Source organism: Myxococcus vastator, assembly GCF_010894475.1.
GTDB classification, from domain to species: domain Bacteria; phylum Myxococcota; class Myxococcia; order Myxococcales; family Myxococcaceae; genus Myxococcus; species Myxococcus vastator.
On the sequence record NZ_JAAIYB010000008.1, the window covers coordinates 32,676 to 49,359 of the forward strand.

17 protein-coding genes are annotated in these 16,684 nt (G+C 70.6%); 3 read left to right on the forward strand and 14 right to left on the reverse strand.

What is annotated here, in order from left to right:
* Positions 1-45: 45 nt before the first annotated feature.
* The 9 genes from G4D87_RS01800 to G4D87_RS01840 all read right to left on the reverse strand — a co-directional run bounded on the left by G4D87_RS01800 (position 46) and on the right by G4D87_RS01840 (position 7,854).
* Positions 46-783, reverse strand: coding sequence for an SDR family oxidoreductase (locus G4D87_RS01800; RefSeq protein WP_163777764.1), 738 nt, complete (start codon positions 781-783; stop codon positions 46-48).
* A complete protein-coding gene (locus G4D87_RS01805; protein WP_163777767.1) occupies positions 761-2,155 on the reverse strand; it encodes an FAD-dependent oxidoreductase in 1,395 nt (464 codons plus the stop codon). Before G4D87_RS01805 ends, G4D87_RS01800 begins: the two co-directional genes overlap by 23 nt.
* Entirely contained in the window at positions 2,148-3,428 is a 1,281-nt protein-coding gene (gene kynU, locus G4D87_RS01810) for a kynureninase (protein WP_163777770.1), read from the reverse strand. Before kynU ends, G4D87_RS01805 begins: the two co-directional genes overlap by 8 nt.
* Positions 3,425-4,441 (reverse strand): amidohydrolase family protein, encoded by a 1,017-nt coding sequence (locus tag G4D87_RS01815; protein ID WP_163777772.1) that lies wholly within the window; start codon positions 4,439-4,441, stop codon positions 3,425-3,427. The genes kynU and G4D87_RS01815 overlap by 4 nt, the downstream gene beginning before the upstream one ends.
* Positions 4,438-4,962 (reverse strand): 3-hydroxyanthranilate 3,4-dioxygenase, encoded by a 525-nt coding sequence (nbaC, locus tag G4D87_RS01820; protein WP_163777775.1) that lies wholly within the window; start codon positions 4,960-4,962, stop codon positions 4,438-4,440. Before nbaC ends, G4D87_RS01815 begins: the two co-directional genes overlap by 4 nt.
* A complete protein-coding gene (locus tag G4D87_RS01825) occupies positions 4,963-5,394 on the reverse strand; it encodes a RidA family protein (RefSeq protein WP_163777778.1) in 432 nt (143 codons plus the stop codon).
* Between the two features lie 31 nt (positions 5,395-5,425).
* Positions 5,426-6,868 (reverse strand): aldehyde dehydrogenase, encoded by a 1,443-nt coding sequence (locus G4D87_RS01830; RefSeq protein WP_163777783.1) that lies wholly within the window; start codon positions 6,866-6,868, stop codon positions 5,426-5,428.
* Positions 6,869-7,093: 225 nt separating this feature from the next.
* Entirely contained in the window at positions 7,094-7,600 is a 507-nt protein-coding gene (locus tag G4D87_RS01835) for a DUF2243 domain-containing protein (RefSeq protein ID WP_163777786.1), read from the reverse strand.
* Entirely contained in the window at positions 7,597-7,854 is a 258-nt protein-coding gene (locus G4D87_RS01840; RefSeq protein ID WP_163777789.1) for a hypothetical protein, read from the reverse strand. The genes G4D87_RS01835 and G4D87_RS01840 overlap by 4 nt, the downstream gene beginning before the upstream one ends.
* 160 nt (positions 7,855-8,014) lie before the next feature.
* Between G4D87_RS01840 and G4D87_RS01845 the strand changes: the two genes are divergently transcribed.
* Entirely contained in the window at positions 8,015-8,797 is a 783-nt protein-coding gene (locus G4D87_RS01845) for an SDR family NAD(P)-dependent oxidoreductase (protein WP_163777792.1), read from the forward strand.
* A gap of 24 nt (positions 8,798-8,821) precedes the next feature.
* On the opposite strand, the gene G4D87_RS01850 is transcribed toward G4D87_RS01845, so the two are convergent.
* Positions 8,822-9,430, reverse strand: a complete 609-nt coding sequence (locus G4D87_RS01850) for an outer membrane beta-barrel protein (protein ID WP_205507379.1) — start codon at positions 9,428-9,430, stop codon at positions 8,822-8,824.
* A 201-nt stretch (positions 9,431-9,631) separates the two neighbouring features.
* On the opposite strand from G4D87_RS01850, the gene G4D87_RS01855 reads away from it, so the two are divergent.
* The gene (locus tag G4D87_RS01855) at positions 9,632-10,417 is read left to right on the forward strand and encodes a 2-keto-4-pentenoate hydratase (protein WP_163777799.1); all 786 of its coding nucleotides are present in this window, start codon (positions 9,632-9,634) and stop codon (positions 10,415-10,417) included.
* Positions 10,418-10,426: 9 nt separating this feature from the next.
* Here the strand turns inward: G4D87_RS01855 and G4D87_RS01860 are convergent, their stop codons facing one another.
* Positions 10,427-11,917 carry an FAD/NAD(P)-binding protein gene (locus tag G4D87_RS01860; RefSeq protein WP_205507381.1) on the reverse strand — a complete coding sequence of 497 codons (1,491 nt, stop codon included), beginning with the start codon at positions 11,915-11,917 and terminating at the stop codon, positions 10,427-10,429.
* A gap of 169 nt (positions 11,918-12,086) precedes the next feature.
* Here G4D87_RS01860 and G4D87_RS01865 point away from each other — a divergent pair, with 169 nt between their 5' ends.
* Positions 12,087-12,674 (forward strand): cysteine dioxygenase, encoded by a 588-nt coding sequence (locus tag G4D87_RS01865; RefSeq protein ID WP_163777802.1) that lies wholly within the window; start codon positions 12,087-12,089, stop codon positions 12,672-12,674.
* Here the strand turns inward: G4D87_RS01865 and G4D87_RS01870 are convergent.
* The 3 genes from G4D87_RS01870 to G4D87_RS01880 all read right to left on the reverse strand — a co-directional run bounded on the left by G4D87_RS01870 (position 12,604) and on the right by G4D87_RS01880 (position 16,458).
* On the reverse strand, positions 12,604-13,605 hold the full coding sequence (locus tag G4D87_RS01870; RefSeq protein ID WP_163777806.1) for a sensor histidine kinase: 1,002 nt from the start codon (positions 13,603-13,605) through the stop codon (positions 12,604-12,606). The genes G4D87_RS01865 and G4D87_RS01870 overlap by 71 nt on opposite strands.
* A 165-nt stretch (positions 13,606-13,770) precedes the next feature.
* Positions 13,771-14,802, reverse strand: a complete 1,032-nt coding sequence (locus tag G4D87_RS01875) for a hypothetical protein (protein WP_163777809.1) — start codon at positions 14,800-14,802, stop codon at positions 13,771-13,773.
* A gap of 246 nt (positions 14,803-15,048) precedes the next feature.
* The gene (locus tag G4D87_RS01880; protein ID WP_163777812.1) at positions 15,049-16,458 is read right to left on the reverse strand and encodes a serine/threonine-protein kinase; all 1,410 of its coding nucleotides are present in this window, start codon (positions 16,456-16,458) and stop codon (positions 15,049-15,051) included.
* Positions 16,459-16,684: the final 226 nt, after the last annotated feature.

The window sequence follows — 16,684 nt, forward strand, 5'->3', positions numbered from 1 at the left end:
GGACGCGGCGTGGCGCCCGGCGAGGTCCGCGCCCGGCTGACGCGCTCAGAAGCCTCGCTGCGCGCCGCCGTCCACCGCGATGGACTGGCCGGTGATGTACGACGCCTGCTCGGAGGAGAGGAACGCCGTGAGCGCGGCCAGCTCCTCCGGGCGGCCCAGCCGCCGCGCGGGAATCTGCGGCGCCACCTTCTCGTCCGTCAGCCCGAGCTGCTGCATGCGCTCGGTGGCGTGGTAGCCCGGCAGCACCGCGTTCAGCGTGACGCCGTGCTGCGCCACCTCGTTGCTCACCGTCTTCACCAGCCCGAGCAGGCCCGCGCGCAGGCCGTTGGAGATGGTCAGGTTGTTCATCGCCTCGCGCGCGGCCAGCGACGTCACCAGGACGATGCGGCCCCACTGGCGCTCCTTCATCCCCGGGAGCACCGCCTGGATGCCGTCCACCGCGGCCATCCACAGGCTCTGGAAGCCGAGCTGCCACTGCTCCGCCGTCAGTGACTCGAAGCCGCCCGCCGGCGGCCCGCCCGTGTTCACCACGAGGACGTCCACGCCGCCCAGCTTCGCGGTGACAGCCTCCACCAGCGCCTTCGCCGCCCCGGGCTGCGTCAAGTCACATGGCACCGCGAGCGCGGCGCCCAGCGTCTTCGCGGCCCGCTCCAGCTTCTCGCCACCGCGTGAGCAGATGGCCACCGTGGCGCCTTCCTTCACCAGCGCCTCCGCGATGGCGTAGCCCAGCCCCGCGGACGCGCCCATCACGAGCGCGCGCCTACCCTTCAGTCCGAAATCCATCCGCGTGCTCCTTCATGAATGGTGTCAACCGGCTCTGGATGAGCTCCGCCGCGCGCGTCAGGTCCACGTCCTCCGCCCGGGTCAGCCTCTCGCTCAGCTCGGAGACGATGCCGTCCGTCAGCGCGCCCACCTGATAGGCCAGCCGGTACGGAACGCGGCTGAAGCTCACCAGGGAGTAGCGGCTGACGAACGCGTCCGGGAAGGCGTTGAGCAGCACCTTCTCCACGGCCTTGCGCAACTGGAAGCGCGGGTCGCCGGCGCTGTCGCGCATCTCGACGAAGTTCTCCACCGCCATGTCGGCGATGGCGTCCGCGTTCGTCTTGCGCAGGCGCTCGAAGTCCGTGAAGACCTGCTCCCAGTCGGCGCCCTGGCCCAGCAGCCGGTCCAGGACGACGCAGTCCTCGAAGCCGCAGTTCATCCCCTGGCCGAAGAAGGGGACGATGGCGTGCGCCGCGTCGCCCAGCAGCAGCGTCTGTCCGCCCGCGTGCCAGGGCGCGCCCTTCACCGTCACCATGCTGCCGGTGGGGCGCGAGAAGAACGCCTCCACCAGGTCCGGGATGAGCGCCTTCGCGTCCGGGAACTGCGCGTCGAAGAACGCCTCCAGCTTCGCGGGCGTGTCCAGGGACGCGAAGCTCACCGGCCCCTGCCAGGGCAGGAACAGCGTGCAGGTGAAGCTGCCGTCCTCGTTGGGCAGCGCGATCAACATGAACGTGCCGCGAGGCCAGATGTGGAGCGCGTGCTTCTCCATCTGGAACGCGCCGCCGGGGCCCGCCGGAATCGTCAGCTCCTTGTACCCGTGGCCGAGCTGCTCCTGCGTCCCCTTGAAGTCCGGCCGCTGCTCCAACGCCTGACGGATGGCGGAGGCGGAGCCGTCCGTGCCGAACACCACGCGGCCGGGCTCCTGGCGCACCTGTCCGGTCGCGTCGTCGTGCACCGTGAGCGCGCCCGAGCCGAAGTCCACCGCGGTCACCCGCTGCTTGAAGCGGATGTTCACCTTGCCGGTGGCCTCCGCCGCCGTCATGAGGAAGGCGTTGAGCCACGCGCGCGACAGCGAGTTGATGTGCTGCGAGTCATCCTTGCCGTAGGGCTGGTAGACGCATTCGCCCCGGGGCGGGTGAATCATCCGCCCGCGCATGGGAATGGCGTGCTTCAGCGCCTCGTCTTCCAGGCCCACCTGCCGCAGCGCATGCAGCCCGCGCGTGGAGATGGCCAGGTTGATGGAGCGCCCCGCGTCGACCAACTCGCGCCGCATGTCCGGGCGCCGCTCCAGCAGCTCCACGGCGTGGCCCCGGCGCGCCAGGTAGATGGACAGCAGCGCGCCCACCAGCCCCGCGCCCACCACGGTGACGGTGTCCTGGGGCGCCTCACTCACGGGCGTGGCCCTCCAGCGTCTTCACGAAGCGGTACACGTCCGTGAAGGAGTTGTAGAGCGGCGCGGGCGCGGCGCGGATGATGTCCGGCTTGCGGAAGTCGCAGATGACGCCCGCGTCGCCCAGCCGCTTCAGCAGGCCCTGGGGCTCGCCCCGGAAGCGCAGCGAGAGCTGGGCGCCGCGCTGCTTCACGTCCCGGGGCGTGGTGATGCGCACGAAGCCCTCGGGCAGCTTGTCCAGCAGGAACTCCATGAAGCCGGTGAGCCGCTCGCTCTTGGCGCGCAGCGCCGCCATGCCGGCCTGGTCGAACAGCTCCAGGGACGCGCGCAGCGCCGCGAGCTGGAAGATGGGCGGGTTGGAGAGCTGCCACCCCTCCGCGCCCGGAAGCGCGCTGAAGGTGGGCCCCATCTGGAAGCGCGTCTGCTTGTCGTGGCCCCACCAGCCCTCGAAGCGGGGGAGGTCCTTCGTGTTCGCGTGCCGCTCGTGGACGAACACGCCGCCCAGCGCGCCCGGGCCGGCGTTGAGGTACTTGTACGAGCACCACACCGCGAAGTCCGGCCCGTCGTCGTGCAGCGACAGCTTCAGGTTGCCCGCGCCGTGCGCCAGGTCGAAGCCGACGAAGCAGCCCTTGGCGTGCGCGGCCTTCGTTATCGCGGCCAGGTCGAACGCCTGCCCGGTGAGGTAGTTCACGCTGCCCAGCATCACCAGCGCCACCTCGTGGCCGTGCTCCTCCAGCGTGGCGAGGATGTCCTCGGTGCGCAGCGTCTCCTCACCCGCGCGGGGCTTCAGCTCCAGCACGGCCTCGCGCGCGTCGTAGCCGTGGAAGCGCGCCTGCGAGGCGACGGCGTACTGGTCCGACGGGAAGGCGCCGGCCTCCACCAGGATTTTGAAGCGCTGCTTCGTGGGCCGGTAGAACGACACCATCATCAGGTGCAGGTTCACCGACAGGGTGTTCATCACCACGACTTCCAAAGGCTTCGCGCCCACCAGCCGCGCCGCCTGCTCGGTGACGAGCTCGTGGTAGTGCAGCCACGGGTGGCGGCCCTGGTGGTGGCCCTCCACGCCCAGCCGCGCCCAATCCTCCAGCTCCTCCTGGATGTAGCGCGCGGCGTTGCGTGGCTGGAGGCCCAGCGAGTTGCCCGCCAGGTACACCACCGGCTCGCCGTTCGGGCCGGGCGGGAAGTGGAACGCGTCGCGGTAGCCGCGCAGCGTGTCCTCGGCGTCCAGCTTCCGCGCGAAGGCCTCGGAGTCCTCGAAGGGGTGCGGCGTCGTCATGGTGCGAAGTCCTCGGGGGCGCGTCCCAGCCAGTCGAAGGCGTTGCGCCAGAGCAGCCGCTCACGCGCGGCGGGCTCCAGCTCGCTCAGGGACTCGATGAGCGTGCCCGGGCGGTCCTCGCCCAGGGGGAAGGGGTAGTCACTGCCGAGCGCCACCTTGTCCTGCCCGAAGAGCCGGACGATGTAGCGCAGCGCCTCCGCGTCATGGACCAGCGAGTCCACCCAGAAGCGGCCCAGGTAGTCCCGGGGCGGCACCGGGTTGTCCACGGCCACCAGGTCCGGCCGCGCCTCGAAGCCGTGCTGAATCCGGCCGAGCGTGTGGGGGAACGCGCCGCCGCCGTGCGCGAAGGCGAAGCGCAGCCTGGGCAGCCGCTCCAGCACGCCGCCGAAGATGAGGGAGCAGATGGCCAGCGACACCTCGGCCGGCATGCCCACCAGCCACGGCAGCCAGTACTTCTGCATCTTCGCCTCGCCCATCATGTCCCACGGGTGGACGAAGACGGACGCGCCCAGCTCGCTTGCGGCCTCGAAGAAGGGGAACAGCGCCGGGTCGGACAGGTTCCAGTCGTTGACGTGCGAGCCAATCTGCACGCCCGCGAGCCCCAGCTCCTTCACGCAGCGCTCCAACTCGCGGATGGCCAGCTCGGGTGACTGCAGCGGCACCGTGCCCAGGCCCACGAAGCGCTTGGGGTGCGCGTGCACCACGGACGCGAGGTGGTCGTTGAGGAAGCGCGCCAGGTCCGCGCCGTGCTCCGGCTTCGTCCAATAACCGAACATCACGGGGATGGTGGACAGCACCTGGACGTGGACGCCGGCCGCGTCGCACTCCTCCATGCGCTTCACCGGGTCCCAGCAGTTGCTTTCGATTTCGCGGAAGAACTTGCCGTCATCGCGGAGCATGCGCGCGCGGCAGGGCGCGTGGTGGTCCAGGGTGATGAAGCCGCCGTAGCCGTAGCGCTCGGCGAAGCGCGGCAGATGGGCGGGGAGGAGGTGCGTGTGGATGTCGACCTTCAACGGGCGGGGCCTCCCTTGACCACCTTCGTCCCGCACTTCTTGCAGGTGCAGTTGTCGGGGTTGCCGTAGAAGTGCTCGAAGATGGGCGGCAGCTGCGTCACCAGGTTGGTGACGTGGACGAACTCCTCATAGAGCTTCTCGCCGCACCGCGGGCACAGCCACATGAAGCCGTCCATCTCCTTCGGCTGGCGGCGGCGCTCCAGCACCAGCCCCACCGTGCCCGCGGGGCGCTGCGGCGAGTGCGGCACGTTGGGCGGCAGCAGGAAGATCTCCCCTTCCTGGATGGGGATGTCCTGCACCTGGCCCTCGTCGATGACCCGCAGGTTCATCGTGCCCTCGAGCTGGTAGAAGAACTCCTCGCCCTCGTTGATGTGGAAGTCCGTGCGCGCGTTGGGCCCGCCGACGACGGTGACCATGAAGTCGCGGTCCTCCCACACCTGCTGGTTGCCCACGGGGGGCTTGAGCAGGTGGCGGTGCTCGTCAATCCACTTCTTGAAGTTGATGGGAGTCAGGCGGCCCATTCATTCACCTCCGATGGTGGCGATGCACTTGAGCTCGATGGCAATCGGCGTGGGCAGCCGGTTGATTTCGAGCGTGGTGCGGCACGGCGGGTTGTCCTTGAAGTACTCCGCCCACAGCCGGTTGTAGGTGGGGAAGTCCTTCTTCATGTCGGTGAGGTACACCGTCACGTCCACCAGCTTGTCCCAGGACGAGCCCGCGTCCTCCAGGATGTAGCGGACGTTGCGGAACACCGAGTGGCACTGCGCCTCGATGTCGTACGAGACGATGTTGCCCTCCGCGTCCAGCTCCACGCCGGGAATCTTCTTCGTGCCGCGCTCGCGCGGGCCCACGCCGGACAGGAACAGGAGGTTGCCCACGCGCCGGGCGTGGGGGTACAGGCCCACCGGCTCGGGGGCCTTCTGCGAATCGACTCGCGCGCTGTCACTGCTCACGGCGTGCTCCTCACGTGGGGGCTAGGGGGGCTCACAGCTTGATGCAGACGTTCTTCGGCTCGGTGAAGAAGCGCAGCGCGTCCCAGCCGCCCTCGCGTCCCACGCCCGAGTCCTTCACGCCGCCAAAGGGCGTGCGCAAGTCGCGCAGCATCCACGTATTCACCCAGACGATGCCGCTGTGCAGCCGCGAGGCGAAGCGGTGCGCGCGCCTCACGTCCTGGGTCCACACGCTGGCCGCCAGGCCGTACTTCGTGGAGTTGGCCCACGCCAGCACCTCGTCCTCCGAGTCGAAGGGCATGATGCTGGCTACCGGGCCGAAGATTTCTTCCTGGTTGGTGCGGCAGCCCGCGTCCAGGCCTTCAATGAGGGTGGGCTCCACGAACCAGCCGTCGCGGCAGCGGCCGGGCACGGTGGCGCGCTGCCCGCCGGTGAGCACGCGCCCGCCCTCCTGCTTCGCGAGGCTCACGTAGCCCAGCACCTTGTCGAAGTGCTGCTGCGACACCAGCGCGCCCTGGTCCGTGCCCGCCTCCAGCGGGTCACCCACCTTGAGCGCGCGCGTGCGCTCCACCAGCGCCTCCTTGAAGCGCTCGTAGAGGGGCCGCTGCACGAAGATGCGCGGGCCGCAGAGACAGATTTGCCCCTGGTTGGAGAAGGACGAGCGCAGCGTGGTGGCCAGCGCCTCGTCGAAGTCGCAGTCCGCGAAGAGGACGTTGGGATTCTTGCCGCCCATCTCCAGCGACAGCTTCTTGAAGGCGGGCGCGGCCACGCGGGCAATCTCCGCGCCGGTGCGGGTGCTGCCGGTGAAGGAGATGGCGCTGATGTCCGGGTGCTCGCTCATCGCGGCGCCCACCTTGGGGCCCAGGCCGTGCACCAGGTTGAGCACGCCCGGCGGCAGGCCCACGTCGCGGCAGACCTGGGCCAGCAGGTACGCCGTCATCGGCGTCACCTCGGACGGCTTGGCCACCACGCAGTTCCCCATGGCGAGCGCCGGGGCAATCTTCCACGTCAGCAGGTACAGCGGCAGGTTCCACGGGGAGATGCAGCCCACCACGCCCAGCGGCGCGCGCAGGGTGTAGTTGAGGGCCACGTCGTCCGTCTGGTGCGCCTCGCTGGAGAACTGCGTTACGGCATCCGCGAAGAACTCGAAGTTGAGGATGCTGCGCGGGATGTCCACCGTGGCGGCGACCGACAGCGGCTTGCCCGTGTCGATGGACTCCGCGCGGGCGAAGGCGTCCAGGCGGCTCCGGAGGCCCTCCGCGAGACGGCGCAGCATGCGCGAGCGCTCGGTGGCCGAGGTGGCGGCCCAGGCGGGGAAGGCCCGCGCGGCGGCCTCCACCGCGTGGCGCACGTCGGACGCGTCGGAGTCCGGGACGTGGGCGTACGTCCTGGCGGTGGCGGGCTCGGGCTTGTCCAGCCACCCGCCGCTGCGCGCGGGCAGCAGCTCACCGCCGATGTAGTTGAGCACCTTCTCCATGGCCGAGCCCTCCGGTAGCGCCTGCCCACGGACCCGGCGGCGGTGAACCCCGCCAGCCCTGTGGAAGGGCGCGCAATGTACGCCGCCCCTCCGTGCCTCACCAGCATCACGCGCGCCCGCAGTCCACTGTCATGGAATCGTGGCCGCCCGCCCGGAAGGTCCGCGCAATGCCGCACTGCGCGAACGCGCGAGGACCGCCAGAGGCGCCAAGGGGTGACGCCGCTGTCAGTGTGCGGGGTGGGGCACGCGCAGTCCGCTTCGGGGGACCCGGTCCTCGCGGCCCGCGCGTCCCAACGCCCAGCCCGCGGTGATGAGCAGCGCACCGAAGACGAGGAAGCCCACATCCCACGCGAGCTGGTCCGGCCCGGGCTTCACATGGTGCAGATCGAAGAGCTGGTGGTCGAGGATGCCCTCAACGACGTTGAAGAAGCCCCAGCCCGCCAGCATGGCGCCCGCGAAGGTCCGGGTGGACCACGGCACGTCGGAGCGCTGCCCCGCGCGCCACAGGGCCCACACGCCCGCGAGCGTCACCACCCAGGTGAGCGCGTGGAAGAGGCCATCCCAGAACATGTTCACCTTGATGCTGACCACGTCATCGGGCGGCAGCGGCGTGGAGAGCATGTGGTGCCACTGGAGAATCTGGTGCAGGAGGATGCCATCGACGAAGCCGCCCAGGCCCACGCCCAGCAGCAGCCCCGCGAGCACGAGCGGCCCGCGATTCCGGGCACTCATCGGGAGCGTTCCCGCCCCTGTCTCCGTGCGCGCTGCTTCACCGGCACGGGGGGCGGCACTTCCCGCGTGGCGAAGTACAGCACGCCCACGATGAGCAGGAGGATGAGGAAGGGCTGGACGGTGAGCAACAGCCGGACCCAGAAGTGCTCATCGAAAATGGCGGCCACCACGTCGGGGCGGCAGGTGGGGCATGCGGAGGCCGCGGTGGCCGCCAGCAGCCCGGTGGTGAAGCCCGTGAGAATACCTCGCCTCATGTGTCGCCCTCCCCTGGGTGGGCGGGAAGCTCACCACCCCGCCAGGACGCGGCAAGCCACGAGGCCGCCCGTCAGCCCCGCCTGCCAGGGCGGAGGGATGTCCGCGGGGCAGCCACGCTCGAACCGCTCGGCTATAAGGCGGCACCTGGAGGAGACACCTATGTCGCGGAAAGTGGCGCTCATCACCGGAGCCTCGGCGGGTTTGGGAGAGCAGTTCGCACACCTGTTCGCGAAGGACGGACACGATGTCATCCTGGTCGCGCGCAGCGCGCCGCGGCTGGAGGCGCTGGCGGCGAAGCTGGAGCAGGCCCATGGCGTGAAGGCACACGTCTTCCCAGCGGACCTGGGCCGACCGGAGTCTCCCGAGCAGCTCTTCGAGGCCGTGCGCGCGAAGGGGCTGGCGGTGGAGTTCCTGGTGAACAACGCGGGCTTCGGCTCGTGTGGCCCCTTCCTGGAGCAGGACCTGGCGCGCGAGGCGGAGATGGTGGAGGTCAACTGCACCGCCCTCCTGAAGCTGTCGCACCTGTTCGCGCGGCCCATGCGCGAGCGGGGCAGCGGGCGCATCCTCAACGTCGCCTCCACCGCGGCCTTCCAGCCCGGGCCCTTCATGGCCACGTACTTCGCGACCAAGGCCTTCGTGGTGTCCCTGTCGGAGGCGCTGGCGCACGAGCTGAAGGGCACGGGCGTGACGGTGACGTGCCACTGCCCGGGCGCCACGCACACGGAGTTCACCCAGCGCGCGGGCAATGGCCAGACGCGGCTGTTCCAGCGGCCGGGCGTGGCCAAGGCGGAGGACGTGGCCGCCCATGCCTACGCGATGATGCTGCGCGGCCGGGTGCTCTCCATCCACGGACTGCTCAACTGGGTGGGGGCGCTGGGCGTGCGCTTCAGCCCGCGCGTGGCGGTGCGCGCGCTCGCGGCCAGCCTCAACCAGCAGGGCTGAGGCTGGCGTCCACGGAAGCGCGCGTCAGTTGTACGTCGCGCTCAGGACAATCGCCAGGCTGGTGACGTTCCAGTTGTCACTGCTGCTGTCGTCCCGGATGCGGCCCAGCGCCAGCTCGGCGCCAATGCCCAGGCCCCAGTTCTTGCTGACCCACCACTCCTTGCCGATGCCCAGGTGCAGGCCGCCGCCCAGGTCCGTCTCGGCGATCTTCTCGCCCTGCTCGGTGATGGAGAGCTGGGTGTAGCTGATGGCGCCGGACAGGTAGATGTTGACGGGCATGAAGTAGTAGGTGACGCCCAGGCCCACCGCGCCAAGGTTCTGGCTCCAGTCCTCGTTCGCGTTGTCGACGGAGAGGTCACCCACCTGGATGCTCGGGTTGGGCGCGGCGGCGCCGTAGAGCTTGCCGTAGAGGATGAAGTTGTTGAACAGCGCGAAGCCGATTTCGGCGTTGATGTTGCCGCTGGCGCCCTTCACCGCGACCTCGGGTGAGAAGTCGGCCGCCGTGGCTCGGAGATGGCCGCCGCCCACCTGCAGGCGCAGGTAGAAGCCGTCATGGACGTGCTCGTCGTATTCCTGGGCGCTCGCGGTGGTGGCGGTGAAGAGCAGGGCCGCGATGATGCTGGGGTAGCGCATGAGAAAAGCTCCTTGGGAGAATCCCACCCGGCCGGGGGTTGCCGCGCTATGTAGCATGGCGCGCGGGAGGTCAGCGTCCACTCCACACCGGGCCGCGTTCGCGACGCTTGCGCGTCCGCGTTCGGGTGCCGGAAGCTCCGCGCCACCATCCGGGCGGTGCGCCATGCTGGCGTGGCCGGAACGACGAAGAGAGGGACGGGGATGACCGCGACCGTGGACCACGAGGCACTGGCACATATCCTGGACTCGGCCAGGCTGGAGCGCCGCGAGGTGGCGCCGCTCACCCGCGAGCAACCCGCGCTGAGCGTGCCGGACGCCTACGCCATCCAGGAGGCCGGAATCCGGCTGCGCCTGTCCCACGGCGAGCGCGTGGTGGGCCTGAAGATGGGCCTCACCTCCGAGGCCAAGCGCAAGCAGATGAACCTGGACTCGCCCGTGTACGGCGTGCTCACGGACCGGATGCAGGTGCCCGCCGGCGGCGTGATTCAGCTGTCGCGGGGCGTCCACCCCAAAATCGAGCCGGAGATTGCCTTCCGCACCGCGCGCGAGCTGCGCGGCACGGTGACGCGCGACGAGGTGCTGGACGCCTGCGAGTCCGTGTTCGCGGCGATGGAAATCCTCGACTCGCGCTACCGCGACTTCAAGTACTTCTCCCTGCCGGACGTGGTGGCGGACAACGCGTCCTCCTCGCTGTTCGTGCTGGGCACCACCGAGCACCCTCCGCGCGCCATGGACCTCACGCGGCTGGAGATGACGATGTCGGTGAATGGCGAGCCCGTCCAGGCCGCTCGCTCGGATGCCATCTCGGGGGACCCCGTCATCTCCGTCATCCAGTTGTGTGCGCTGCTGGCCCAGCGCGGCCAGGTGTTGCCCGCCGGGAGCATCGTGCTCGCGGGCGCCGCCACCGCCGCGCACATGCTGCGCCCGGGGGACCGGGTGCAGCTCACGGTGGAAGGGCTGGGCATCGTGGCGGTGTCCGCCGAGTAGCGCCGGGCGCTACCCGCCGAGCGGAGCGCCCGCCGCTTCCATCACCGGAGACGGCGCGCGCGTGGACGTCAGGCGCTGGAGCAGGTGCCCCGCCAGCGCCCGCGCCTGTCCTCGAATCTCGGGGACGGCCGTCGTCTCCCACAGCTCGCCCCGGCGCGGCGGGCCCAGCGTGTAGAGGCGCCCGGAGGCGCGTCCGCCCGCGTCCAGCAGCGCGCCGTCCGCGTCCGTGGCCAGCCCCATGCCCAGGGCGTCCGAGCGCGCGCGCCCTGTCTCCACCAGCCCACACAGCACCGGATGTCCGCGCGTCATGGCGCCCTCCGGCCCCGTGCAGTTGATGACGTGCTGGACGCGCAGCGCCTCCTCGCCGCCCTGGCCCCGGCGCCGCACGCGGACCTCCACGCCAGCCGCCTCCAGCGCGAAGCCCTGGATGCGCGCCGCCTGGAGCGTCAGCCGGCCCTCGCGCCGCAGCCGCTCCACCGTCTCGCCGATGCCAGGCGCCATCCGGTGCCGGTGCACGTCCCAGTACGCGCGCAGGTGCCGGAGGAAGCGCTGCTGCTCGTCCACCGGCAACCGCCGCCACAGCGGTGTCGTCACGGGCCGCAGCGCGTCCACCACCATCCGCCAGTCCGCGCCCGCCTCCGCCGCGCGCCGCACCTCCCGGCGCAAGAGGTGGAGGATGGCGCGGATGCGCACGGGAGCGGGGCGCGTGCCCGCCGCGCTCACGTCGCCGCGCTCACGCCGCACCTCCTGGCGCAGGGCCCGCAGCGCCTCCCGGATGCCGGGCGAGGCATAGGCCGCGGCGCCCGCCTGGAGTGTCTCCTGGTGCACGTGGGGCAACAGGCCGTGCCGGGACAGCGCATGGATGTCGCCCTGGTGTCCCTGCTCCACCAGTGACAGCACGGTGTCCACCATGGTGAGCCCCGTGCCGATGAGCAGCACGTCGTCGGCGGCGGACACGCCCCGGAGCGCATCTTTCGCCCAGGGGGAGCGGTGATACCGGCGGCTGGCGTACAGCCCTCCGTCGGGCACGCGCGGGTTGGAGGGCGGCGCATTGCCCAGGGCCAGCACCACGGTCCGGGCCTCCACCTGGCCCCCGCTCGCCAGCGCGACGCGCACCGTGCCGTCGTCCGTCTCCTCGACCGAGGCGACGTCGCGGGTCACCACTTCCAGGTGCACGCCCGGCGCGGCCTGGGCGCGTGCCTCGCGCAGCACCGACTCCAGGTAGCGGCCATAACGCTGGCGGGAGATGAACGCGCCGGGCGCCGTGTCGGGCAGCTCACGGCGCACCCAGCGCAGGAAGTGCTCCGGGTCGTCCGCGAAGGCCCCCATCCGCGCCGCTGGCACGTTCAGCAGGTGACACGGGCTCGTCGTCGAATACGCCAGCCCCAGGCCCACCCGCGCGCTCCGCTCCACCAAGGCCACGTGGAGCGGCCCCCGCGCGCTCCTCAGGAGGTGCACGGCCAGCAGCGTGCCGCTGGCGCCTCCCCCCACGATGGCCACGTCCCAACACCCCAGTGCTCGCACGCATCAATCGTAGGTCCTGGCACGCTCGCTGGCATCCTCTGGTGGCGGCCGGGTGCCCAGGTCCCGGGCCTGGATGTCCGGCCCGACTCCCTGGGCAAGGAGCTGTTTCGTGCTCACTCTCCCTCGCACACGCGGGGGGAACACCATGCGCGCGCCCATCATCGACCAGCGCGAGCACGGCGCCGTGGCCCAGGCGCTGCTCGGCTGGCCATTGCCGGAACGGACAGAGGACGTCGTCTCCCTGGAGTGGCTGGTGGAACGGCTGCGCTCCAGCAAGGTGGATTGGGCACTGCTGGACAAGCTGGTGCGCTTCGAGCCCTCGGGCTACACGCGGCAGACGATTGCCCGGACGCCCGCGTGCGAGCTGCTGCTCGTCTCCTGGCTCCCCGGGCAGGCGTCCTGCGTCCATGACCATGGCGGCTCCGGGGGCGCCTCCTGGCTGGTGCGGGGCCTGCTGCGGGAGACGCGCTTCGCGTGGGCGGGGGACCGGTTGGTGCCCGACGTCATCGTGGGGGCGCGCGAGGGCGACCTCCTGCTGGAGTTTCCGGACACCATCCACCGCATCGACAACGCGTCCCGCCACGGGGCGGTGTCCCTGCACCTCTACGCGCCGCCGATGCAGGGGATGACGCCGTACGATGCGAGCCTGGCGTCGGAGTCGCTCAAGCCACCGCGTCCGCCTGCTGCGGAGCGCGAGGCGCCTGGGCGAAGGCGCCGGCCACGGGCAACGTGACGCGGAAGATGCTGCCCCGCTCCGGGGCGCTCTCCACCGTCAGGGTGCCGCCCAGCGACGTCACGATGCCATGGCACACCGCCAGCCCCAGGCCCGTGCCCACGCCCAGGGGCTTGGTGGTGAAGAACGGGTCGAAGATGCGCTCGCGGTGCTCGGGGGAGATGCCGCAGCCGGTGTCGCGCACCTCCACCGCCACCCGGCCGGCCTTCGCCTCGAGGGCGACGACGTGGACCTCGTTCTTCTCCACCTCGCCGGGGATGATGGACTGCGCCGCGTTGAGCAGCAGGTTGAGGAACACCTGCCCCAGCCGAGCGCCGTTGCCCTGGACCGGTGGCAGGCCCTCACACTCCACCACCAGCCGCGCGCGGTGCCGCAGCTCGTGCATGGCCATCTTCGCCGCCGTGCGCACCACCGAGCCCAGGTCCGACGGGCCCGTGCCCACGTCCTCCGCGCGTGACAGCGTCTGCAGGTCACGGACGATGAGGCGGATGCGCTCGGCGCCGTCGCGCGTCTCCGCCAGCGCCTCCAGCACCTCCTGCCGGTCCTGCTCGGAGAGGTGCTCCTTCTGCTGCAGCTCCTGGTGGATGTACTCCAGGTTGCTGAGGATGAAGGCCAGCGGGTTGTTGATTTCGTGCCCCACGCCCGCGGCGATGCGGCCCAGCGCAATCAGCCGGTCGGCGAACAGCAGCTGCGCCTGGGTGGCGCGCAACTGCTCCAGGCTGCGCGACAGCTTGACGTTGGCCGCCTCCAGCGCCGCGGTCCGTTCACGGACCGTCTCCTCCAACAGCGCCGCCTCCCGTGTGGAGGGCCGCGGCGCGCGGAGCCGCGCGCCATTCATGGGAGTGGCTTGGAGCGTGTCGAAGGCGCGCCGCAGCGTTCCGCGTCGCTGCGCCACCGCGGACATCAGCATCACCCTCGCTCGCAGCGTCATCGCGTCCGGCTCCAGCGGTGTGGTGTCTGTTCGTGGAAGAGCCACGAGTCGCGACAGACCCGCGTAGTCAACACTGTCATGGCGGTCAGGGGCAAGGGACGGAAGGGGGGTGACAGCGTGCGCCGCAGGACGGAGGCGGTGTGTTCCAACCGAGCACCCGCTGCTTCAGTCGGGGCACGGGCCGCAGTCCGCCTGGCAGCTTCCCGCCGCGACGCCGCTGCCGCAACGCTCGGTGAACTGACAGACGCCGTCTCCGCAGCGGTGGATGTCGCGCGGCCGCAGGCGCGTCGTGAGGGGCAGGAAGGCGCGTCCGTTGTATGTGCAGGTTTCGTAGTAGGGCGTTTCGCCGTTGGTGGGCGGGTTCTTCTTGCCCGCGTCCCACTCAAAGGGGAGGGCGTCGGTGGTGGCGCGTTGGCAGAGCGACTCGCAGGTGCCCGTGTGGATGATGGGCAGGCAGTCCCCCTGGGCGGGGTTCGAGGCCAGGCCGCAGGCGCGCACGCTGCTCTCGTCCTCGCGCAGGTAGCCGCGGTCCGTGGCGGCGAAGACGCCGGTGCCGTCGAAGAGGTTGCCGAAGAAGCACGCCTCCCGCTCGCTGAACGTCGACAGCTCCTGCTCCGTGTACGACAGGGCGCTGCCCCGCGCGTTGCGGCCCAGCACGGAGATGGCGACGGAGAGCCCGAACTTGTTCGCGTGGGCCGCCAGGCAGGCGGAGACAATCTCTTCCTCCTGGGGCGTCGCCGGTGCGCCCGTGGCCCAGTTGTGTGCCAGACCCAGGCCTCCTTCCCAGGTGTACTTCACCCCCGTCGCCGGGTGGGTGTACTTGCGCTGCTGATTCTCCTTCGCCGCGCACCGGATGATGTAACGCATGATTTCATCGGCCTGGGTGGGGTCCTGGTTGAACCAGTTGGAGAACCCTTCCGTGGACAGCCCGTTGGTTGACAATCCATTGGTGGACAGCCCGTTGGTCGAAAGGCCATTGGTTGATAAGCCATTGGTCGACAATCCGTTGCCCGATTCGGCCGCCGTGCGGGCTTCGGACAGCGTCCAGGTATCACCCTCGGGCTCCGCTGGACCACATGCCCCGCCTCCGAATCCCAGCGCCAGGCTCAGCAGCCCCCCGGCGATGCGCGGCCGGCGAAGGTGTTTCAGGCAGGGATTGATTTGGATTCCAGACAGAGACGCTGGCATGAGGCGCATGGCTCTCCCCCGTTTCAGGGAGCGGGCAATGCCAGCTCCCTGGATGCCATCAGTTCCAGCTTCCACGAACTGAAACACTGTCGCCGATGGATGAAGCCAGTGTGACGGTGTTCAAGCCATGAGAAAATATGGCTCGGTGGGAAAATTCGGGTAGGGGTCTGCCCGGAGACACCTGGTGTGTGTCATGGGCGACGGCGGCGCTGCTGCTTGCTCGCAAGGTGATAGCGGATACGGGCTTTCCGCCAGCTAATCGCTTTCGTCGAACTCCAGCGCGAGCGACGCGGCCGGGGTGAGCGCGAAGCCATCCGCGGTGCGCAGGCGCCAGGTGCCCACGTCGGTGACGGGGCCTCCCACGACCTCGGACTCCGAGGCGTCGCCGCGCGTCTCCGCCTGGCCCAGGTGGAGGCAGAGGTGGACGCGGGCATTCACCGGGTCCGCCAGCTTCTGCGCCATGTCCTGGAGCACCCGCAGCGTGCGCTCCGCCTCGCGCAGGTACTCGGTGCGCTCGGTGGTGGGGGCGCCGTGGTCCAGCGGGTGCACGGCGAGCAGGGAGGTGCCGGACTGGAGCGCCAGCAGGAAGCCGCCGCCGCGCAGGCCCTGCTCCAGCCCATCCAGCACGTCCGCGAGCACCGCGTACACGGCGTCGTCATCCTGGGCGGAGGCTGCGAGCACGACTTCGGCGTGGACGGCGAGCGCCAGCCGCGTGCGGCGCGTGGGCTGGACGGGCTCCTCGGCCGCTTCGCTGAGCGCGGTGAGGAAGGCCGTCACGCTGCCGAAGCGGCGGCCGCCGTCCTTCTCCAGGCAGCGCAGCACCACCGCGTCCACCGCCGGGGACACCGCGGCGATGGCGCTGGGCCGGGGCGCGGGCGCCTCCAGGTGCAGCCGCTCCAGCTCCATCCGGTCCTCGCACTGGAAGGGATAGCGGCCGGTGATGAGCTGATGCAGCAGCACGCCCAGCGCGTAGATGTCCGTGTGCGGGCCAATGGGTCCGCCGCGGAACTGCTCGGGCGCCATGGCGTGCGCGGTGCCCAGCCGCTGGCCGGCGATGGTGAGCCCCTCCTGCGAAGGCTCGGCGTGCAGCAGCTTGGCGATGCCGAAGTCCAGCAGCTTCACCCGGGGGTGCTCGCCTTCCTCCACGACGAGGATGTTGCTGGCCTTCAAGTCGCGGTGGACGACGCCCGCGCGATGCGCGGCCTCCAGCGCGCCGCAGACGGGCTCCAGGTACGCGCGCGCGCGCGTCGACGACAGCCGGCCGCGCTCCAGCACCACCTGGCTGAGCGTGCGGCCGGTGAGCAGCTCCATGACGTAGTAGGGGCTGCCGTCCGGCATCAGCCCGAAGTCATAGACATCCACGATGTTCGGGTGGCGAATCTGGTTCACCACGCGCGCCTCGCGCACGAAGCGCTTGAGCATCTCCCCCTGGTCCGCCAGGTGCGGGTGGAGGACCTTCACCGCCGCCCGCCGGCCCAGGATGCGGTGCTCCGCCTCGTACACGCTGCCGTGCCCGCCCGAGGCGAGCAGCGCCTTGAGGACGTACTCCCCGGCCAGCGTGCCCGGGCCTTGCTGGGTACGGGAAGGGTCGCTCTGGGCCCGCTCGGATGCATGCAGGTCCGCGCGGGCCTGGATGCGAAAGGTGCTCTCGGAGTCCGCCGCCATGGGGTGCCTCATCCTTACACCTTTCCCCAGGCAGTCTGCGCTGACGCCGGGTGGAATTCCCGCCGCGCCGCGGCATCGCGGTGTGCGCGTTGGCCACCCATCGGGGATGACGTGGGCGCGTCCCGCGAGGTGTTCGCTGGCGGAAGGTCTGCTGCCCTGGAGTCGGGGGGGATTGGACGGAGGGGCCCTGGCACTGATGGGATTCAGGGGGCGTGACGCTTCGTAC